Origin of the sequence: Sphingomonas sp. CFBP9019 (genome assembly GCF_034045155.1) — a bacterium.
GTDB classification, from domain to species: Bacteria; Pseudomonadota; Alphaproteobacteria; order Sphingomonadales; family Sphingomonadaceae; genus Sphingomonas; species Sphingomonas aerolata.
In genome coordinates, this window is record NZ_JAXCWK010000002.1 from 768,606 (window position 1) to 787,131 (window position 18,526).

14 protein-coding genes and 4 tRNA genes are annotated in these 18,526 nt (G+C 68.1%); 11 read left to right on the top strand and 7 right to left on the bottom strand.

The window, feature by feature from the left end; genetic code table 11:
• Together SOM18_RS07665 and SOM18_RS07670 are read left to right on the top strand one after the other, a co-directional pair.
• Entirely contained in the window at positions 1-2,802 is a 2,802-nt protein-coding gene (locus tag SOM18_RS07665; RefSeq protein ID WP_320481502.1) for a valine--tRNA ligase, read from the top strand.
• Positions 2,803-2,917: 115 nt separating this feature from the next.
• Positions 2,918-4,387: an MATE family efflux transporter gene (locus SOM18_RS07670; RefSeq protein ID WP_320481503.1), complete on the top strand. Its 1,470-nt coding sequence runs from the start codon at positions 2,918-2,920 to the stop codon at positions 4,385-4,387.
• A gap of 8 nt (positions 4,388-4,395) precedes the next feature.
• On the opposite strand, the gene SOM18_RS07675 is transcribed toward SOM18_RS07670, so the two are convergent.
• The gene (locus SOM18_RS07675; protein WP_081874360.1) at positions 4,396-5,343 is read right to left on the bottom strand and encodes a diacylglycerol/lipid kinase family protein; all 948 of its coding nucleotides are present in this window, start codon (positions 5,341-5,343) and stop codon (positions 4,396-4,398) included.
• Positions 5,344-5,461: 118 nt separating this feature from the next.
• Here SOM18_RS07675 and hemB point away from each other — a divergent pair, with 118 nt between their 5' ends.
• Genes hemB through SOM18_RS07690 form a run of 3 tightly spaced genes read left to right on the top strand, consistent with a single transcriptional unit; the run spans position 5,462 to position 9,198 of the window.
• Positions 5,462-6,454 (top strand): porphobilinogen synthase, encoded by a 993-nt coding sequence (hemB, locus tag SOM18_RS07680; protein ID WP_031396015.1) that lies wholly within the window; start codon positions 5,462-5,464, stop codon positions 6,452-6,454.
• Positions 6,447-6,992, top strand: coding sequence for a GNAT family N-acetyltransferase (locus tag SOM18_RS07685; RefSeq protein WP_031441326.1), 546 nt, complete (start codon positions 6,447-6,449; stop codon positions 6,990-6,992). The genes hemB and SOM18_RS07685 overlap by 8 nt, the downstream gene beginning before the upstream one ends.
• The gene (locus SOM18_RS07690) at positions 6,985-9,198 is read left to right on the top strand and encodes a membrane protein (RefSeq protein ID WP_031441325.1); all 2,214 of its coding nucleotides are present in this window, start codon (positions 6,985-6,987) and stop codon (positions 9,196-9,198) included. The genes SOM18_RS07685 and SOM18_RS07690 overlap by 8 nt, the downstream gene beginning before the upstream one ends.
• A gap of 16 nt (positions 9,199-9,214) precedes the next feature.
• On the opposite strand, the gene SOM18_RS07695 is transcribed toward SOM18_RS07690, so the two are convergent.
• Positions 9,215-9,730 carry a hypothetical protein gene (locus SOM18_RS07695; RefSeq protein ID WP_031441324.1) on the bottom strand — a complete coding sequence of 172 codons (516 nt, stop codon included), beginning with the start codon at positions 9,728-9,730 and terminating at the stop codon, positions 9,215-9,217.
• Positions 9,731-9,824: 94 nt separating this feature from the next.
• Here SOM18_RS07695 and SOM18_RS07700 point away from each other — a divergent pair.
• The 6 genes from SOM18_RS07700 to SOM18_RS07725 all read left to right on the top strand — a co-directional run bounded on the left by SOM18_RS07700 (position 9,825) and on the right by SOM18_RS07725 (position 14,824).
• Positions 9,825-9,901, top strand: a tRNA-Arg gene (locus SOM18_RS07700).
• Positions 9,902-9,966: 65 nt separating this feature from the next.
• Positions 9,967-10,043 (top strand) — tRNA-Arg (locus SOM18_RS07705).
• 230 nt (positions 10,044-10,273) lie between these two features.
• A tRNA-Pro gene (locus tag SOM18_RS07710) sits at positions 10,274-10,350 on the top strand.
• 286 nt (positions 10,351-10,636) lie between these two features.
• Positions 10,637-11,320 (top strand): NAD(P)H-dependent oxidoreductase, encoded by a 684-nt coding sequence (locus SOM18_RS07715; protein ID WP_052380965.1) that lies wholly within the window; start codon positions 10,637-10,639, stop codon positions 11,318-11,320.
• Positions 11,321-11,399: 79 nt separating this feature from the next.
• Positions 11,400-13,796 carry a phosphoketolase family protein gene (locus SOM18_RS07720; protein WP_414712104.1) on the top strand — a complete coding sequence of 799 codons (2,397 nt, stop codon included), beginning with the start codon at positions 11,400-11,402 and terminating at the stop codon, positions 13,794-13,796.
• Positions 13,784-14,824, top strand: a complete 1,041-nt coding sequence (locus SOM18_RS07725; protein ID WP_031441321.1) for an acetate/propionate family kinase — start codon at positions 13,784-13,786, stop codon at positions 14,822-14,824. Before SOM18_RS07720 ends, SOM18_RS07725 begins: the two co-directional genes overlap by 13 nt.
• Before the next feature lie 29 nt (positions 14,825-14,853).
• Here SOM18_RS07725 and SOM18_RS07730 read toward each other — a convergent pair whose 3' ends face one another.
• The 5 genes from SOM18_RS07730 to SOM18_RS07750 form a co-directional block, all read right to left on the bottom strand.
• Positions 14,854-15,267 (bottom strand): hypothetical protein, encoded by a 414-nt coding sequence (locus SOM18_RS07730; protein WP_042467456.1) that lies wholly within the window; start codon positions 15,265-15,267, stop codon positions 14,854-14,856.
• A 71-nt stretch (positions 15,268-15,338) separates the two neighbouring features.
• Entirely contained in the window at positions 15,339-15,971 is a 633-nt protein-coding gene (locus SOM18_RS07735; RefSeq protein ID WP_031441319.1) for a response regulator transcription factor, read from the bottom strand.
• On the bottom strand, positions 15,964-17,607 hold the full coding sequence (locus SOM18_RS07740; protein WP_320481504.1) for a PAS domain S-box protein: 1,644 nt from the start codon (positions 17,605-17,607) through the stop codon (positions 15,964-15,966). Before SOM18_RS07740 ends, SOM18_RS07735 begins: the two co-directional genes overlap by 8 nt.
• Before the next feature lie 91 nt (positions 17,608-17,698).
• On the bottom strand, positions 17,699-18,274 hold the full coding sequence (locus tag SOM18_RS07745) for a GNAT family N-acetyltransferase (RefSeq protein WP_042467450.1): 576 nt from the start codon (positions 18,272-18,274) through the stop codon (positions 17,699-17,701).
• A 164-nt stretch (positions 18,275-18,438) separates the two neighbouring features.
• A tRNA-Glu gene (locus SOM18_RS07750) sits at positions 18,439-18,513 on the bottom strand.
• Positions 18,514-18,526: the final 13 nt, after the last annotated feature.

Genomic DNA, 18,526 nt, shown 5'->3' on the forward strand with positions numbered 1-18,526 from the left:
ATGAGCGAGCTCCCCAAAACCTTCGACCCCGCCTCCATCGAATCGCGCTGGTATGCGCATTGGGAGGCCAGCGGCCAGTTCCGCCCCGACCGCCCGAACGCGGAACCCTGGACGATCGTCAACCCGCCGCCCAACGTCACGGGCAGCCTGCACATCGGCCATGCGCTCGACAACACGCTGCAGGATATCCTGACGCGCCATGCACGCCTCAAGGGCAAGGACGCGCTCTGGGTGGTCGGCACCGATCACGCGGGTATCGCGACGCAGATGGTGGTCGAGCGCCAGATGGGCGCAATGTCCCCGCCGCAGAAGCGCACCGACCTCTCGCGCGAGGACTTCATCGCCAAGGTCTGGGCGTGGAAGGAAGAGAGCGGCGGCGAGATCACGCAGCAGCTCCGCCGCTTGGGCTGCTCGATGGACTGGGCGAACGAACGGTTCACGATGGACGAGGGCTTTTCGAAGGCCGTCCTCAAGGTGTTCGTCGACCTGCACAAGCAGGGGCTGCTCTACCGCGACAAGCGCCTGGTGAATTGGGATCCGGGCCTCGGCACCGCGATCAGCGACCTCGAGGTCGAGACGCGCGAGATCAAGGGCAGCTTCTGGCACTTGCGCTATCCGCTCGCCGACGGATCGGGGTTCATCGAGGTCGCGACGACGCGGCCCGAGACGATGCTCGCCGACATGGCGGTCGCGGTGAACGGCGCGGACGAACGCTATACCGCGCTGATCGGCAAGCAGGTGAAGCTGCCGATCACCGGGCGGCTGATCCCGATCATCGCCGACGACCATGCCGATCCCGAGCTCGGATCGGGCGCGGTGAAGATCACGCCGGGCCACGACTTCAACGATTTCGAAGTCGGCAAGCGGGCAGGAATGGCCGCGGGCGCGATGCTCAACATGCTCGATGCCAAGGCGCGCGTCGTGCAGGTGTCCGACGGGCTGATCCCCGCCGACCTGCTCGGGCTGACGACCGCGGAGGCGCGGAAAGCCGTCGTCGCGCAGCTGAAGGCCGAGGGCTTCCTGATCGCGCATGCCGACAAGGACGGCGTCGAGCACGACGCCGAGCCGCGCACGATCCAGACGCCCTATGGCGATCGCTCCGGCGTGGTGATCGAGCCGTGGCTGACCGACCAATGGTATGTCGACGCCAAGACGCTCGCGCAGCCCGCGATCGAGGCGGTGCGCGTCGGCGCGATCGATATCGTGCCCAAGACCTGGGAGAAGACGTTCTTCAACTGGATGGAGAACATCCAGCCCTGGTGCGTGTCGCGCCAGCTGTGGTGGGGGCATCAGATCCCGGCATGGTTCGGGCCCGACGGTACGCCGTACGTGGCTGAAACCGAGGCCGAAGCGCAGGCGCTCGCTGGCGCGGGCGTCGCGTTGACGCGTGATCCCGACGTGCTGGATACGTGGTTCTCCTCCGCACTTTGGCCTTTCGCAACGCTAGGCTGGGACGGCTCTTCTTACCCCTCCCCTTCAGGGGAGGGGCAAGGGGTGGGGCCGTCCCATCTCATCGAGACCGACGCGCGCGGGGCGGCTCCCCACCCCAACCCCTCCCCTGAAGGGGAGGGGCTTGCCCCCGCGTCTCAACTCGGCGGGCGCTATCCCAACGACGTGCTCATCTCCGGCTTCGACATCCTGTTCTTCTGGAACGCGCGGATGATGATGCAGGGGCTGCACTTCATGAAGGACGTGCCGTTCCGCACGCTCTACCTGCACGGTCTCGTCCGGGCGGCGGACGGCGCGAAGATGTCGAAGTCGAAGGGCAATGTCGTCAACCCGCTCGGGCTGATCGACCAATATGGCGCCGATGCGCTGCGCTTCTTCATGGCGGCGATGGAGAGCCAGGGCCGCGACATCAAGATGGATGAGAAGCGCGTCGAGGGCTATCGCAACTTCGCCACCAAGCTGTGGAACGCCGCGCGGTTCGCACAGGCCAACGGCATCGTCGCGAGCACCACGCTCGAGGCGCCGCGCGCGGAGCTCGCGGTCAACAAGTGGATCATCGCCGAGACGATCGCGACCGTGCAGCAGGTCGACCTCGCGCTCGCCGACTACCGCTTCGACGGCGCCGCCAACGCGATCTACCAGTTCGCGTGGAGCCGCTTCTGCGACTGGTATCTCGAACTCATCAAGCCGCAGATGGTCGATGACGTCCGCGGCCAGATCGACGACGAATCCAAGGCGGTCGCGGGCTGGGTGCTCGACCAGATCCTGGTCCTGCTCCACCCGTTCATGCCGTTCATCACCGAGGAACTGTGGCACGCGATGGGCCCGCGCGATCACGACCTGATCGTCGCGCAGTGGCCGATGGCCGATGCGCGCTCGCTCGATCCCGAGGCGAGCAGGGAAGTCGACTGGCTGATCCGGCTCGTCGGCGAGATCCGTACCGCGCGCAACGAGCTGAACGTGCCGCCGGGCGCGCGTCTGCCGCTGCACGTTCGCGATGCGAATGCGGCGACGCTCGCACGGCTCGAACGCCAGGCGCCCGCGCTCGCACGCCTCGCGCGCGTCACGCACGCCGAGGGCGAAGCCACCGGCGGCGCGGCGCAGGTCGTGGTCGACGAGGCGACCTTCGTCTTGCCGCTCGAAGGCGTGATCGATCTCGACGCCGAACGCGCGCGCCTGACCAAGGCGATCGCGGCGGCGGAGAAGGAGCGCGACGCGCTGTCCGGCCGCTTGGGTAACGCAAGCTTCGTCGAGCGCGCCAAGCCCGAAGCGGTCGAGAAGGCCAAGGCGGACCATGCCGACAAGGCCGCCGAAGCCGCGCGGTTGCAGGCGGCGCTGGGACGGCTGGGCTGACCTGACCCCGTCCGATGTGCTGGACGGGGCCTGGGCGTGTGTAACGCGTGCTGCGAGCATGCGGGGTCGGGGATGGTCCTGACCCCGCCTGCAAAGGGGAGGGAACCCGACTGCGATGCCTGATGCGACGGATACGCCTGCACCAAGGACCGGCCAGCGCGACCTGACCACGGGGCCGATCGGCAAGACGTTGCTGGCGTTCGCGCTGCCGACGCTCGGATCGTCGGTCTTGCAGTCGCTCAACGGCTCGATCAACGCGGTGTGGATCGGCCAGTTTCTCGGCGAGCGCGCGCTGGCGGCGACGACCAACGCGAACATCATCATGTTCCTGCTGGTCGCCGCGGTGTTCGGCTTCGGCATGGCGTCGACCATCCTGATCGGCCAGAATATGGGCCGCCGCGACATCGATGCGGTGCGCCGCGTGCTCGGCACGTCGTTCGGGCTGTTCACGATCATCTCGGTGCTGACGGTGGGGATCGGCTGGCTGGTTGCGCCGGCGATCCTGCGCGTGCTGGCGACGCCCGCCGAGGTCTATCCGCTCGCGCTCGCCTATCTGCGCGTGATCTTCGTCGCGATGCCCGCGGGGTTCCTGACCGTGCTGCTGACGATGGCGCTGCGCGGCACGGGCGATTCGCTGACCCCGCTGAAGTTCATGGCGCTCGGCTCGGTCGTCGACGTCGCGCTCAACCCGCTGCTGATTCGCGGCTGGGGGCCGATCCCTGCGCTCGGGATCGAGGGATCCGCGCTCGCGACGCTGATCGCCAACACGGTCTCGTTCGTCGCCTTGCTCGCCTATATCTATGCGAAGGACCTGCCGATCCGGCTACGCGGCGCCGAGCTGCGCTATATCCTGCCCGATCGTGCGCTGCTGAAGACGATCGTCGTGAAGGGCGTCCCGATGGGATTGCAGATGCTAGTCGTCTCGACATCGGCACTGGCGATGATCGGACTGGTCAACCGGCACGGCACCACCACGACCGCCGCCTATGGCGCCGCCAACCAGCTCTGGACCTATGTGCAGATGCCCGCGATGGCGGTCGGTGCGGCGGTCAGCGCAATGGCGGCGCAGAATATCGGTGCGGGGCGCTGGGACCGGGTCGACCGGATCACGCGCGCGGGGCTGATGATGAACCTGGCGCTGACCGGCGGGCTCGTGGCGCTGCTGACGCTGCTCGACCGGCACGTTTTGTGGCTGTTCCTCGGGCAGGATACAGGCGCGATCGGCATCGCGACGCGGATCAACCTGATCGCGGGGTGGAGCTTCATCCTGTTCGGCGTGTCGATGGTGCTGTCGGCGACGGTACGCGCGAACGGCGCGGTGGTCGGCCCGTTGCTGATCCTCGCGGTCGCGATGGGCCCGGTACGGTTCGGGCTCGCCTATGCACTCGAGCCGATGATCGGCGCGGATGCGATCTGGTGGAGCTTTCCCGCGGGCTCGCTCGCCTCGATGCTGCTGACGATCGGCTATTACCTGCATGGCGGCTGGCGCAAGGGCCGGATCGTTACCGAGCCCGCCGCACACGACGCAGGCGAGGCAGCCAAGGCGGATTGCGAGCCCGCCAGCCGGTCCATGCCGGTCGGCTGAGCGCCGCCTTAGGTTTGAGGCAGCGTCACCGGGGCCATGACCTGAATGATCCCGGCGGCGATCCTGGCCGTCACCGGGGTCTTGGCGAGCACCTCGCCATCGATGGAGATCGGCAGCTTGGGGATTGTGTCGACGCGCATGCTCTTGCCGCGGAAGTCGCGGACCTCCTCGTGGCGCGATTCGTGACGGAAGACGCTGGCGACCCAGTTCTGCACCAGCCGCCGCTTCATCTTGCCCATCACCGCCTGCACGACGATCTCGCCCGAATCGACCGCCGCCGCGTCGACCAGCTCGGTCCCGCCATGATAGGGGCCGTTCGAGATACGCACCTCGACGACGCGCATCCGCACCGCGTCCGGGCCCTCACCGACGATCAGCGTGAACGGGCGGAAGCGCATGAACTGATACGCCGCCCAGCCGAGATAACCGACCCGGCCGAGTATCTTCTTGAGGCCGTGCGGCACCGTCTCGGCGATCTTCGGACTGATCCCCATCGCCGCGCAATTGGCGAAATAATCGCCATCGATCATGCCAAGGTCGATTCGTCGCGGCGCACCCGTCCGGATGACCTCGACCGCGCCTTCGATCGTCAGCGGAATGCCGAGCGTCCGCGCAAAGCTGTTCGCAGTCCCCAGCGGGAGCACGCCGAGGATGACGTCGTGCCCGACCATCAGGTCGACGAGCCCGCTGATCGTGCCGTCGCCGCCACCCAGGATCAGCAGATCGGGCTTGGCGGCGAGCGCCCGGCGGACGGTGGGCTCGAGATCCTCGGGGTTCTCGACCGCATGCGCGTCGACCTCATAGGGAAGCCCCGACATCGCCGCACAGGCACGCTTGAACAGCGCCTGTCCTTTGCGCGATTTCGCGTTCACCACGAGCGCGGCGGAGCGGATCGGCCGGTCGCGCGCCGGTCCGGTATCGGAGGCCTGGATCGAAGCTGTGGTGGTGGCGGTCATGCGAGGCCCAACGCGCGAAAGGGAAATGCGTCCCCGAGGCCGAATCGGCAGCGATCGGTTTCGTTCGTGCCGACCGTAACGCTTGCCTGCGCGGCGTCCATCCCGCAAAAGCCGCGCCATGTCCGCAAGCTATCCCGCGCTGCGCCTGCGCCGCACCCGCTCGTCCGACTGGAGCCGCCGGCTCCATGCCGAGACCGTCCTCACGCCGGCCGATCTGATCTGGCCGCTGTTCGTCGTCGAGGGGGAGGGCGTCGAGCAGCCGATCGCCAGCCTGCCCGGCGTCTCGCGCTGGTCGGTCGACCAGATCGTCGCGCGTGGTCGCGAGGCGCGGGACCTCGGCATCCCGTGCATCGCGCTGTTTCCCTACACCCAGCCCGAGCGTCGCACCGAGGATGGTCGCGAGGCGCTCAACCCCGACAATCTGATGTGCCAGGCCATCCGTGCGCTGAAAGATGCGGTGCCCGAGGTCGGCGTGCTGACCGACGTCGCGCTCGATCCCTATACCAGCCACGGCCATGACGGGCTGGTCGACGCCGCGGGCTATGTCGTCAACGACACCACCGCGGAGATGCTCGTCGCGCAGGCGCTGAACCAGGCGGCGGCGGGCGCGGACATTATCGCACCCAGCGACATGATGGACGGCCGGATCGGCATGATCCGCACCGCGCTCGAGGCGGAGTCGCATCACAACGTCCAGATCATGTCCTATGCCGCCAAATATGCGAGCGCCTTTTACGGCCCGTTCCGCGATGCGGTCGGCAGCCGCGGGCTGCTGAAGGGCGACAAGAAGACGTACCAGATGGACAACGCCAATGCCGAGGAGGCGCTGCGCGAGGTCGCGATGGATCTCGCCGAGGGCGCGGATACGGTGATGGTCAAGCCGGGCCTGCCCTATCTCGACATCATCGTCCGCGTCCGCCAGGCGTTCGAGGTGCCGGTCTTCGCCTATCAGGTGTCGGGCGAATATGCGATGATCGAGGCGTCGGCCGCAGCGGGCGCGGGCGACCGTGACGCGCTGGTGCTCGAGACGCTGATGGCGTTCAAGCGCGCCGGCTGTTCGGGCGTGCTGACCTATCATGCGGCACACGCGGCCCGGCTCCTGAATGGATGAGTTCAGGCTCGAGACCGAGCGTCTCATCCTGCGCGCGTGGCGGGACGCCGACGTCGAGCCCTTTGCGGCGATGGGGCGTGACCCCGATGTGATGCGCTTTCTCGGGCCGCCGGCGACGCTCGCCGAGACGCAGGCGGCGGTCGGCCGGATGGTCGAGCGGCAGCGCACGTCGGGGCATTGCTTCTGGGCGATCGAACGCAAGGCGGATGCCGCGTTTCTCGGCTTTTGCGGTCTGGTACCGGGCAAGCCGCCGATCGACGGCGCGATCGAGATCGGCTGGCGTCTCGCGCGTCATGCCTGGGGGCAGGGCTATGCGTCCGAGGCCGCGGCGGCCAGCCTCGCCTGGGGCTGGGCCCATCTGCCCGTCGCGCATATCGTCGCCATCACGGTCCCCGCCAACATGCGCAGCCGCGCGCTGATGGAGCGGCTGGGTATGACCCATGTCGAGGACGGCGATTTCGACCATCCCGATCTCGCCGCCACCGACCCGCTGCGCCGGCACGTCCTCTATCGGATCCATCGCCCCACCAATGTCTGATCCTTCCCCGATGGCACGGTGGTGCCGCGTCCTGTTCGTCGCGACGATCCTGGCAGGGTCGTTCCTGCTGTTCCTCGTCCAGCCGATGGTCGCGCGCATGGCGCTGCCGCGGCTCGGCGGCGCGCCTGCCGTGTGGAACTCGGCGATGCTCGTCTATCAGGCGCTGCTGCTCGGCGGCTATGCCTATGCGCACTGGCTCGGACGGGTGAAGCCGCGCGCGCAGGCGGTCATCCATCTCGGCGTGCTCGCGGTCGCGGCTTTGTGGCTGCCGATCGGGCTGTTCGCGCTCGATCTGCCCGCCGATGCGCAGCCTGCGGTGTGGGTGCCCTGGCTGCTCGGCCTGTCGATCGGGCCGCTGTTCTTCGCGGTCTCGGCCCAGGCGCCGCTGATCCAGCGCTGGTTCAGCGCGTCGAGCGGCGGCGCGGATCCCTATGCGCTCTATGCCGCGTCCAATCTCGGCAGCTTCGCGGGGCTGATCGCCTATCCGCTGGTGGTCGAGCCGTTGCTGGCGATCCACGGGCAGAGCCTGTTGTGGACCGCAGGGTACGCGGTGCTCGTCCTGCTTGTGGCGCTCTGCGCGACGCGGCTGCCGCGCACCGTGTCGGCCGAGCATGTCGCCGCGACCAGCCCGGCGCCGGGCGCGGCACGGATCCTCCACTGGATCGCGCTCGCGCTGGTGCCGTCGGGGCTGATGCTCGCCACCTCGACCTATATCACCACCGATATCGTCGCGATGCCGCTGCTCTGGGTGCTGCCGCTCGGGCTCTATCTGCTCAGCTTCACCATCGCCTTCGCGCAGGACCGCACGCTCGCAGACCTGCTGACCCGGATCGCCCCGGTGACGATCCTGCTGTTCGGCGGGGTGATCATGGGCGGGTTCAACGACAAGCCTGTGTTCAGCGCGACGATCGCGCTGACCTTGCTGTTCATGGTCTCGGTCGCGCTCCACACCGCCATGTATCGCCGCCGTCCGGCCCCCGACCGGCTGACGGGCTTCTATCTCGCAATGTCGGTCGGCGGCGTGCTGGGCGGGGTGTTCGCGGCGTTGCTCGCGCCCGTGATCTTCGACTGGACCTATGAATATCCGCTGCTGATCCTGGCGGCGGGCGTGCTGGTGCCGCAGATGTATTTGCTGGCGACGTTTCGCGCGGTCTGGTCGGGGCCGGCGGTGCGGCGCCGTCTCGGGCTCGCGGCCATCATCCTCGTCATGGCGGTGGCCGCCGGGCTGAGGATCAGCAACCCCGACGGCATATTGGGCGACCAGCATCAGGGCGCGGCCTTCCTGATCGTCGCCGCGATCGGCCTCGCCACGCTTGGCGCACGGCTGCCCTATGTCGTCGTGCTCGCCAGCACGCTGGTGATGTTCGGGGGCTATCGCGCGCTGGAACTCAGCGCCGAGCGGGGTGCGCGTGAGCGCAGCTATTTCGGCGTCTACACGGTGCGTGACGGAGAGGGGGTCCGCGAGCTCGATCACGGCACCACCGTCCACGGCATCCAGCTGCGCGGTTCGCCCGCACGCGAGCGGACGCCGACCACCTATTATGTCGCCGGATCGGGCGTGGGGCAGGCGATGCTGGCGCTCGGCCCGCTTTATGGCCCGGCAGCGCGCGTCGGTGTCGTCGGGCTGGGGACGGGTACTTTGTCTTGCTACGCCCGCCCGGGCGAGCAGTGGCGCTTCTACGAGATCGACCCGGCGGTCGTGCGGATCGCGCGCGATACCGGCCAGTTCAGCTATCTGTCGCGCTGCCTTCCCGATCCGGTGATCCGGATCGGCGACGCGCGGATCGCGCTGGCGGGGGAGCGGACCGCAAGCCTCGACCTGCTCGCGCTCGATGCCTTCTCGTCGGATACGGTGCCGATGCACCTGATGACGCGCGAGGCGTTTGCGACCTATGGCCGCGTGGTGTCACGCAACGGACTGCTGCTCGTCCATATCTCGAACCGCTATATCGACCTCGAACCCGTGGTCGCCGCTGCCGCGCGCGAGGCGGGGTGGCACGCCGTCCACCTGCTCTATCGTCCCTCGCCGCTCGACGCCGATCATCCCTCGCCATCGGACTGGATCGCGCTGTCGCGCGACCCGCGGGCGATCGCGCTGCTCCGGCAACGCAATTCGGGCTGGGAGCCGATCGTCGCACGCGAGGGCATGGCCGCATGGACCGACGATTATTCGACGATCCTGCCGCTGCTCAAGGGGCTCTGGTAGGCTGAGGGGGGCGGCGTCAGGCGGCGGGGAGGCTCGCCTGGATCTGCGCGATCGTCATACCCTGCTTCTCGGCTTCGGCCTGCGCCGCGTCGCGCACGGCGTCGAGCGCGGGATAGGCCGGCGCGAGCGTCGCCGCGCGATCGGTCGCGCGACGCTCGATATCGGTGACCAGCAGCGACGTCTGCGCCCGCCAGTCGTCGAGACCGGCCAGCGCGGTCTGGGCCGTCAGCCACGGCTCGCTGCCGACCGCACCGCCGCGTGCGGCACGGGCGGCGGCCTGGGTGCTCGCCGCATCCTTCGCAAAGCCCGTCCTGATCCGGTCGAGCTGCGTCCGGAACGCCGCGATGTCGGTGTCGAGCGTCGGGTCGGGCTGGACCACCACCGGCTTGCCCGCGGGTTCGCCAAAGCCGATCGATTCGGTCGGGCGGATCCCGAGCGAGGGATAGCTGGCGGGATCCTTGCTGCAGGCGCCGACCGCCAGGGCGGGTGCGAGAAGAAGGGCGATCAGCGCGGGGCGGGAAGGCTGTTTCATGCCCGCCGCTCTATGCCGCCGACGCGGCGTACACAACTTTATCGCGCAACACCCTTGCGCCGCGAAAAATGCCTGCTATCAGCGCCCCTCCAGTGCACCCATAGCTCAGCTGGATAGAGCATCAGACTACGAATCTGAGGGTCGGGCGTTCGAATCGCTCTGGGTGCACCAGGATTTCCTGCCTCGCGGCGGGGCCAGACGGCCAGACACGGGCCGGCCGTAAACGGCATGGCGATGCACCCATAGCTCAGCTGGATAGAGCATCAGACTACGAATCTGAGGGTCGGGCGTTCGAATCGCTCTGGGTGCACCATCGTCCACAACCTGCCGCGGCACGACGCCGTCCGCGATTACTTCTTATCATATCCGCACCGCATCGACGTCGCGACGCAACTGTCCTGTCGCATCACGCAATGCTCCCGAGCTTTTCGACATCCCCTGCAAACTTCTTGCTGCGGCCGCTTGCACAGCTGCGAAGTGCTGGGTATAGGCGCCCCTCCAGTCACCGGTCGGTCCCCCAAGGGCGTAACGATCGGACTCCGTCGGGGAGTAGCTCAGCCTGGTAGAGCACTGTCTTCGGGAGGCAGGGGCCGGAGGTTCGAATCCTCTCTTCCCGACCATCATGCATCGCATGATCATCGCTTGCCCAGGCGGCAGGCCGTATATCCAGCACCATCAAAGCCGTTAAGGCCAACAAGGTCTTGGTCGCGTCGTGTCCGTGCTCGAGCGGCATTCCGACCTGGCCGCCTCCGGGCCGATGGGCGCGCGCAGGCGTAAAGCGCGCTGCCTAGTGCGTAGTTTCCGAGACTGAGATCGCACGGGGCGATCCCGTACTCCTCGACTCCCTGACCGTCTCCGGCGCGGCGCGCGATCGGATGAGGGTCGGCGCAGGATGGAGTCGGCGCGATGATGGATGACGAGCCCGTTGCGGCCCAGCCTCGGCATGCCGTGATCCTGTGCCATCCGGATCCCGCGAGCTTCAACCATGCGATCGCGCACCGCTATTGCGAGGCGGTGCGCGCGAACGGCCAGCACGTCGTACTGCGCGACCTCTATGCGCTGGGCTTCGATCCGGTGCTCAAACCGGCGGAATTGCCGACGCGGGATGCCGCGGTTCTCGCGCACGACGTGGAGGACGAACGCGCGGCGATCGCGGGCTGCGACGTGTTCGTCCTCGTCTACCCGCTCTGGTTCGGCTCCCCTCCGGCGGTGATGAAGGGCTATATCGAGCGCGTGTTCGGCGCCGGGATCGAGCCTGTCGCGGTCCAGCAGCGTGCGCGCAGCCTGCTGCTCGGCGGCAAGCGGCTGCTGACCTTCACGACCGCGGCGGGCAGCCGGGTCTGGCTCGACGATCAGGGGCTTGGAACGGGGCTGACGATCATGGTCGACCAGTATCTGGTCCACGCCTTCGGCATGCGGTCGCAGGAACAGCGCCGATTCGCCAATATCACCAGCCATCTCGATCCGCAGGTCGCCGGCCAGCATCTGAACGCCGTCACTGCGCAGGCAAACCGCACCTGCGCACAACTCGCGTTCGGCGACGAAGCGCTGCTGCGCGACCCTACGCTGAGCAGCCGGCTCGCCGGCTGATGCGCCCCGATCAAAGGACTATCGACATGTGCCCCACACCGCCCGCGACCCCCGCCGTTCGTCCACGGGCGCCGCACTCTTGACCGGTCTGGCCCACAAGGCACCGCCGCATGTCGTGACGCGCGCCGATCCGTTGTCGCCCGATGAGCTGCACCGGATGGACGCCTATTGGCGTGCCGCCAACTACCTGTCGGTCGGCCAGATCTATCTGCGCGACAACGCGCTGCTCGAACGCCCGCTGACGGTCGCCGACGTCAAGCCGCGGCTGCTCGGCCACTGGGGCACGACGCCGGGCCTGAACTTCCTCTACGTCCATCTCAACCGGCTGATCGTCGCGCACGACCTCGACATGATCAACATCATCGGGCCGGGGCATGGCGGGCCGGGGCTGGTGGCCCACACCTATCTCGAGGGCTCCTATACCGAGCGCTATCCCGCGATCGAGCGCAGCCGGTCGGGCATGCACCGGCTGTTCCGGCAATTCTCCTGGCCGGGCGGAATCCCCAGCCATGTCGCGCCCGAGACGCCGGGATCGATCCACGAGGGCGGCGAGCTCGGCTATTCGCTGGCACATGCTTACGGCGCGGCGTTCGACAATCCGGACCTGCTGGTCGCGTGCGTGATCGGCGACGGCGAGGCGGAGACGGGGGCGCTGGCGGCGAGCTGGCATTCGAACAAGTTCCTCAACCCCGCGCGCGACGGCGCGGTCCTGCCGATCCTGCACCTCAACGGGTTCAAGATCGCCAACCCCACGCTCCTCGCGCGGATCGACGAGGACGAGCTCGACGCGCTGTTGCGCGGCTATGGGCATGAGCCGCTCTATGTCGGCGGCAGCGACCCCGCGCTCGTCCACCAGCAGCTCGCCGCCGCGCTCGACACCGCACTGGCGAGGATCCAGGCGATCCAGGCCGAGGCACGCATCCCCGGCGGGACGCCCGAACGCCCGCGATGGCCGATGATAGTGTTCCGCACGCCCAAGGGGTGGACCGGCCCCAAGACCGTCGACGGCAAGCCGGTCGAAGGCACGTGGCGCGCGCATCAGGTCCCGATCGCGGACTTCAAGGACCCCGAGCATCTGCGGCTGCTCGACGAGTGGATGCGCAGCTACTGTCCCGAGGAGCTGTTCGACGCGGCGGGCAAGTTCCTCGACATCTACGCCTCGCTCGCCCCGACCGGGCATCGGCGGATGGGGTCGAACCCGCACGCCAATGGCGGCGAGACGATGGTGCCGCTGTCGCTGCCCGACTTCCGCGCGCATGCCGTACCGGTCGACGCGCCGGGCACGGTCATGGCCGAGGCGACGCGGGTGTTCGGTCGCTATCTGCGCGACGTGATGACGCTCAACATGCCGAACGTGAACTTCCGCCTGTTCGGGCCCGACGAGACCGCGTCGAACCGTCTCGCCGATGTCTATGACGTGTCGGGCAAGGTCTGGATGGCGCAGGTCGAGGCGGTCGACGAGCATCTGACCGCCGACGGCCGCGTGATGGAGGTGCTGAGCGAGCATCTGTGCCAGGGCTGGCTCGAGGGCTATCTGCTCACCGGCCGCCACGGGCTGTTTTCCTGTTACGAGGCGTTCGTCCACATCGTCGATTCGATGGTCAACCAGCATGCCAAATGGCTGAAGGTGACGCGCGGCATCCCGTGGCGGCGGCCGATCGCGTCGCTCAACTATCTGCTGACGTCGCATGTCTGGCGACAGGATCACAATGGCCTGTCGCATCAGGATCCGGGGTTCATCGATCACGTCGCCAACAAGACCGCGGAGGTCACGCGGATCTATCTGCCCCCCGACGCCAATTGCCTGTTGTCGGTCGGCGACCATTGCCTGCGCAGCCGCGGCTATGTGAACGTGATCGTCGCGGGCAAGCAGCCCGAATGGCAATGGCTGGGGATCGACGCGGCGGTGCGGCACTGCACTGCGGGCGCCGGCATCTGGGACTGGGCGGGCGACGATGCGGAGCCCGATGTGGTGATGGCGTGTGCGGGCGACGTGCCGACGCTCGAGACGCTGGCGGCGGTCACGCTGCTGCGTGCCTATGTCCCCGATATCCGGATCCGGGTTGTCAATGTCGTCGACCTCATGGTGCTGCAGCCGCGATCCGAACATACCCACGGCCTCGACGAGCGCGAATTCGACGCGCTGTTCACGCGCGACACACCGGTGATCTTCGCGTTCCACGGCTATCCCGCGATGATCCACAAGCTGACCTACCGCCGCGCGAACCATGCCAATATCCATGTCCGCGGCTACAAGGAAATGGGCACGACGACGACGCCGTTCGACATGGTGGTGCTGAACGATCTCGACCGGTACCGGCTGGCGCTCGACGCGATCGAGCGCATCCCGCGGTTCCGCGACCGCGTCCCGCGCGAGACCGCGCGCTACTGGACGACGATGGAACGGCACAAGCTGTACATCGCCGAACAGGGCGACGATCTGCCGGAGGTGCGCGACTGGCAATGGGCGCGCTGATCCTCGCGCTGAACAGCGGGTCGTCGACGGTGAAATACGGGCTCTACGCCGTCGACCCGGAGCCTGCGTTGCTGATCGGCGGGACGATCGAGACCGCCAACGGTCGTGTTTCGGTCCTCGACGCGCTCGACGCCGCGTTGCGGGACAGCCCGGCGCCGACCGCGATCGGCCACCGGATCGTCCATGGCGGCCCGCACCGTACCGCGCATTGCCTGATCGACGATGCGGTCACCGCGGATCTGGTCGCGGCCTGTGCGTTCGCGCCGCTCCATGGTCCCGCGGCACTCGCGCTGATCGCGGCCGCACGCGCGCGCTATCCCGGGATGCCGCAGGTCGCCTGCTTCGACACCGCGTTTCATGCCGATCTGCCCGATGTTGCGCAGGTCCTCCCGATCCCGCGTCACTACCGCGCAAGCGGGGTGCGGCGGTACGGCTTTCACGGCCTGTCGTGCGAATCGATCCTGGCGCAGCTCGGCGAAGGCGTCCCGTCGCACCTCGTCATCGCGCATCTCGGCAACGGGGCGAGCGTCACTGCGGTGCGCGACGGGCGATCGGTCGATACCAGCATGGGGCTGACGCCATCGGGCGGGGTGACGATGGCGACGCGGACGGGGGATATCGACCCCGGCATCCTGCTGTACCTGCTCCGCGAGACCGGGCTCGACGCTGATGAACTGGCGACGATGATCGATCACAATTCGGGAATGGCGGGGATCTCGGGACTGTCGGGCGACATGCGCGTGCTGCGCGCGGCGGCCGGGAGCAATCCCGATGCCGACCTCGCGATCCGGATGTTCGAGCGATCGGTCTGCAAGCAGATCGCGGCGATGGCTGCGACGCTCGGGGGGATCGACCTGCTCGTGCTGACCGGCGGGATCGGCGAACATGACCGCGCGACCCAGCAGGCGATCGGTACCGGCCTGGCATGGCTGCCGGGCATGGCAATCCGGATCGTCGCCTCGCGCGAGGATGACGAGATCGCCCGTCATGCCGCCCGGCTGAGCCAGACGGCGATCGTCCGACCCTGACGCTGACCCCATCTGCCCGTGCGGCGTCCTTAGCCGGCGAGCGTCAGCATGGCGGCCGCGATAGCCGCGAGCAGCGCACCGTCGGTCGTCGCGCGGTCGAGGATCCGGTCCCCCTGACGGTCCGCCGCGGCGATCAGGTCCGGCGACGGCACCCGCCCGTCGAGCAGGATCGCCCGGCCAGCCCAGCCCAGGCCCCGCATCGCGGCAAGCGCCGCCATCCCGTCGTCATCCTGCCCCGCCAGCCGGGGATCGGAGAGGTCGAGGATGATGCACGCATGGTCGCGCGATGCCGGATCGGACACCAGGGCCGCACAGCTTGCATAGGACCGTACCCGGTAGCGTTCGGAGAGCAGCAGGATCTGCCGCGCACGGCGTCGCGCAGGATTGCCGTCGACCAGCGAGATGCCCGGGCTGGTGTGCAGAAGCGGGGCCGGTGGAGTCATCGTCGATCCTTGTCGGACCTTCGATGACAGGACCCGCGGACCCGGTCTGTACGTAAAACACGGGGGGGCGCTCAGGCCGGGTCGGCAGGTTCCCCCAGACCCGCGGCAAAGGCGATGCGCAGCACGTCCGAGAGGCTGCGCGCCATCAGCTTTTCCATCAGATTGGCGCGGTGGACCTCGACCGTCCGCGTCGCGATGTCGAGATCGAACGCGATCAGCTTGTTCGGCCGGCCCAGGACCATCCCGTCCAGCACGTCGCGCTCGCGCGGGGTCAGCGCTGCGAGCAGGACGCGGGCCTCGGCCGCGGCAAGCTGGTCGCGACCGATCCGTGCAGCCTTGGCGAGCGCGGTCTCGATCGCCGCGAGCAACGTCGCGCGCTCGAACGGTTTTTCTAAGAACTCGATCGCCCCCGCCTTGATCGCGCGCACCGCAAGCGCGACGTCGCCGTGCCCGGTCAGCATGATCACGGGCAGGGCGATGCCGCGCTGCGCCAGCGTCGCCTGGACCTCGAGCCCGTCGATATCGGGCATCCGCACGTCGAGCAGAACGCAGCCACGCGCCTCGCGCGTCACGTGCTTCAGGAAATGTGTGCCCGACACATGCGTCTCGACCGCATAGCCCGCCTTGCGCAGCAGGAAGCCGACCGACTGGCGGATCGCGGGATCGTCGTCGACGACGTGCACGACTCGGCTGGTCTCATCCATCGACAACATCCTGTGTGGCGAGCGGTATCGTGAAGTGGAAGGCGGTACCGGCGGGGCATGTCGGTTCGACCCAGATCCGGCCGCCATGCGCCTCGACGATCGTCCGACAGATCGACAGGCCAAGGCCCATGCCGTCGCTCTTGGTCGTCGAGAACGCGTCGAACAGGCGTTCGCGGATCGCCGGATCGATGCCCGCACCGGTATCGGCCACGCTGATCCGCACCCAGCCTTCGCGATCCGCCAGCGTCGCGATCGTCAGCCGCTTGTCGGGCGCGCAGGCCATCGACTGGATGGCGTTGCGGATCAGATTGACCAGGACCTGCTGGATCTGGATGCGGTCGACCCGCACCAGATCGGCGCCCTGGCGGATATCGGTGGTGACCGTGATCCCCGCCTCGTGCGCGCCGAGCAGCCCCAGGCTGATCGCCTCCTCGACAAGCGCGGCGAGCGGTTCGACGCGAAGCGCGGTGTCGCCGCCCTCGACGAACGCGCGCAGCCGCCGGACGATCGTGCCGGCGCGCAGCGACTGAGCCGCCGCGAGCTCGAGCGCCTCGGCGATCTCCGCCAGCAGCGGTGACGGCGCGTCGCCGATCATGTCCCGCGTCGCCTCCAGATAATTGGCGATCGCGGTCAGCGGCTGGTTGATCTCATGCGCGAGCGTCGATGCCATCGTGCCCATCGCGCTGACCCGCGAGACGTGGACCAGCTCGGCCTGCAGTTCCTTCAACCGGCGCTCGGTCGCCTGGCGCTGGCTGATGTCGCGGATGAAGCCGGTGAAGATCCGCTCGCCCGCGATCGACGCCTCGCCGACCGCGAGCTCGATCGGAAAGACCTCGCCATTCTTGCGCAGCCCGTGTTCGAGCCGGACATTGCCGATGACATGCCGCACCCCGGTCCGCCGGTAGGTGTGCAGATGCGCGTCATGCGCAGCGGCATTCGCGGGCGGCATCAGCATCGCGACGTTTCGACCGATCACCTCGTCCGTCTCATAGCCGAAGACGAGCGCGGCGGCGGCGCTGAACGATACGATGACGCCGTATTCGTTCATCACGATCATCGCATCGGGGACGGTGTTCAGGATCGAGCGCAGATGATGTTCGCGGCGCAGGATCGCGGCCTCCGCCGCCTTTTCGTCGGTGATGTCGCGGATCACCTTGCCAAAGCCGCGCAGCGCGCCCGCGTCGTCGTGCAGCGCGGTGATCGTCACGCTCGCCAGAAATTCCGATCCGTCCTTGCGGACGCGCCAGCTTTCCTCCTCGATCCGGCCACCGGCATGCGCGCGCTCGAGATCGGCGCGCGGCTTGCCCGCCGCGACGTCTTCGGCCGGGTAGAAGATCGCGGCATCGCGGCCGATGATCTCGGCCTCGGTCCATCCCTTGATCCGCTCGGCGCCCCGGTTCCAGATCGTCACGCGCCCCTGCGGGTCGAGCATGTAGATCGCATAGGTCGTCGCCGCGTCGATCAGCAGGCCGAGTTCCTCCGCCAGCACGGCGGGACGTCCGGCAGCCGGGTCGCCCATATCGGACGGATGCGCGATCATGCGGGTGGGGCGGCCGGTCGGGCTGGGCGCGTGCGGTTCATCGGGCTCTGGGCCTTGTCCGGCAGTCGGGTCCGATACGCCGGCGGCCAAGATCATGGTCGCCGGTACGGAGCCGGCCTGCATGATAGACCAGAACCGCCGCACCGGCCACCGCCGGCCGCTCGCATGCCGCTGTGACCAGAACGGGTCAGGCGGGCGGCGATGCCAGCGTCAGTCGCAGGATCATCGCGGAGGGATCGCCAGGGCAGGGGGCGGCCGTCCAGCCCCGCTCGCGCTCCATGTCGATCGCCTGGTGATTGTCGCGGCTCTCGATCGATTCGAGCGTGCGGAGGCCCTTGGCCCGCGCGAAGATCGCGACGTGATCGAGCAGGACCCAGCTGATCCCGCGTCGCTTGAAATCGCTGCGGATCGCGACCGCGACCTCCGCGCGCAGGCCGTCGTCATCGCCGACCATCATCGCGGTCGCGAGGATCCGGCCGCTGCCGATCTCGCAGGCGAGGAAATGCTCGCTATGTTCGTGATCGACGCGCAGCAGCGCGAGCAGCTGTTCGTGCCCGACATGGTCGATCGCGCTGAGGAACCGGAAGCGCAGATCCTCCTTGCCGACATGCGTGAAGAAGTCAGCCAGCGCCGCCTCGTCGTCCGGCGTGATCGGGCGGACGTGAAACGCGTAGCCGGTCCGGGTCGTCAGATCCGCGCTCCAGTCGGTGGCCGGCGCGGGGAGGGTATCTGGCGAATCGGTGTTGCGGGCGGCATCGGCCATGCTGGCATCCTTCCACGGGGTGCACGCCCTCGAAAATGAGGACGGCCCCGGGTAGCGCCCGCTCGCTCGTCGCTGCACCGTCGGGAAACACGTAGCGACACGGTTGCCGCACACGACGAACGGCGCGATCCGATAGAAGCCAACGATGTCAGGATGTGTGGACTTGGTGACCCCTACGAGAATCGAACTCGTGCTTACGCCGTGAGAGGGCGTCGTCCTAACCGCTAGACGAAGGGGCCGTGTAGTCGAGCC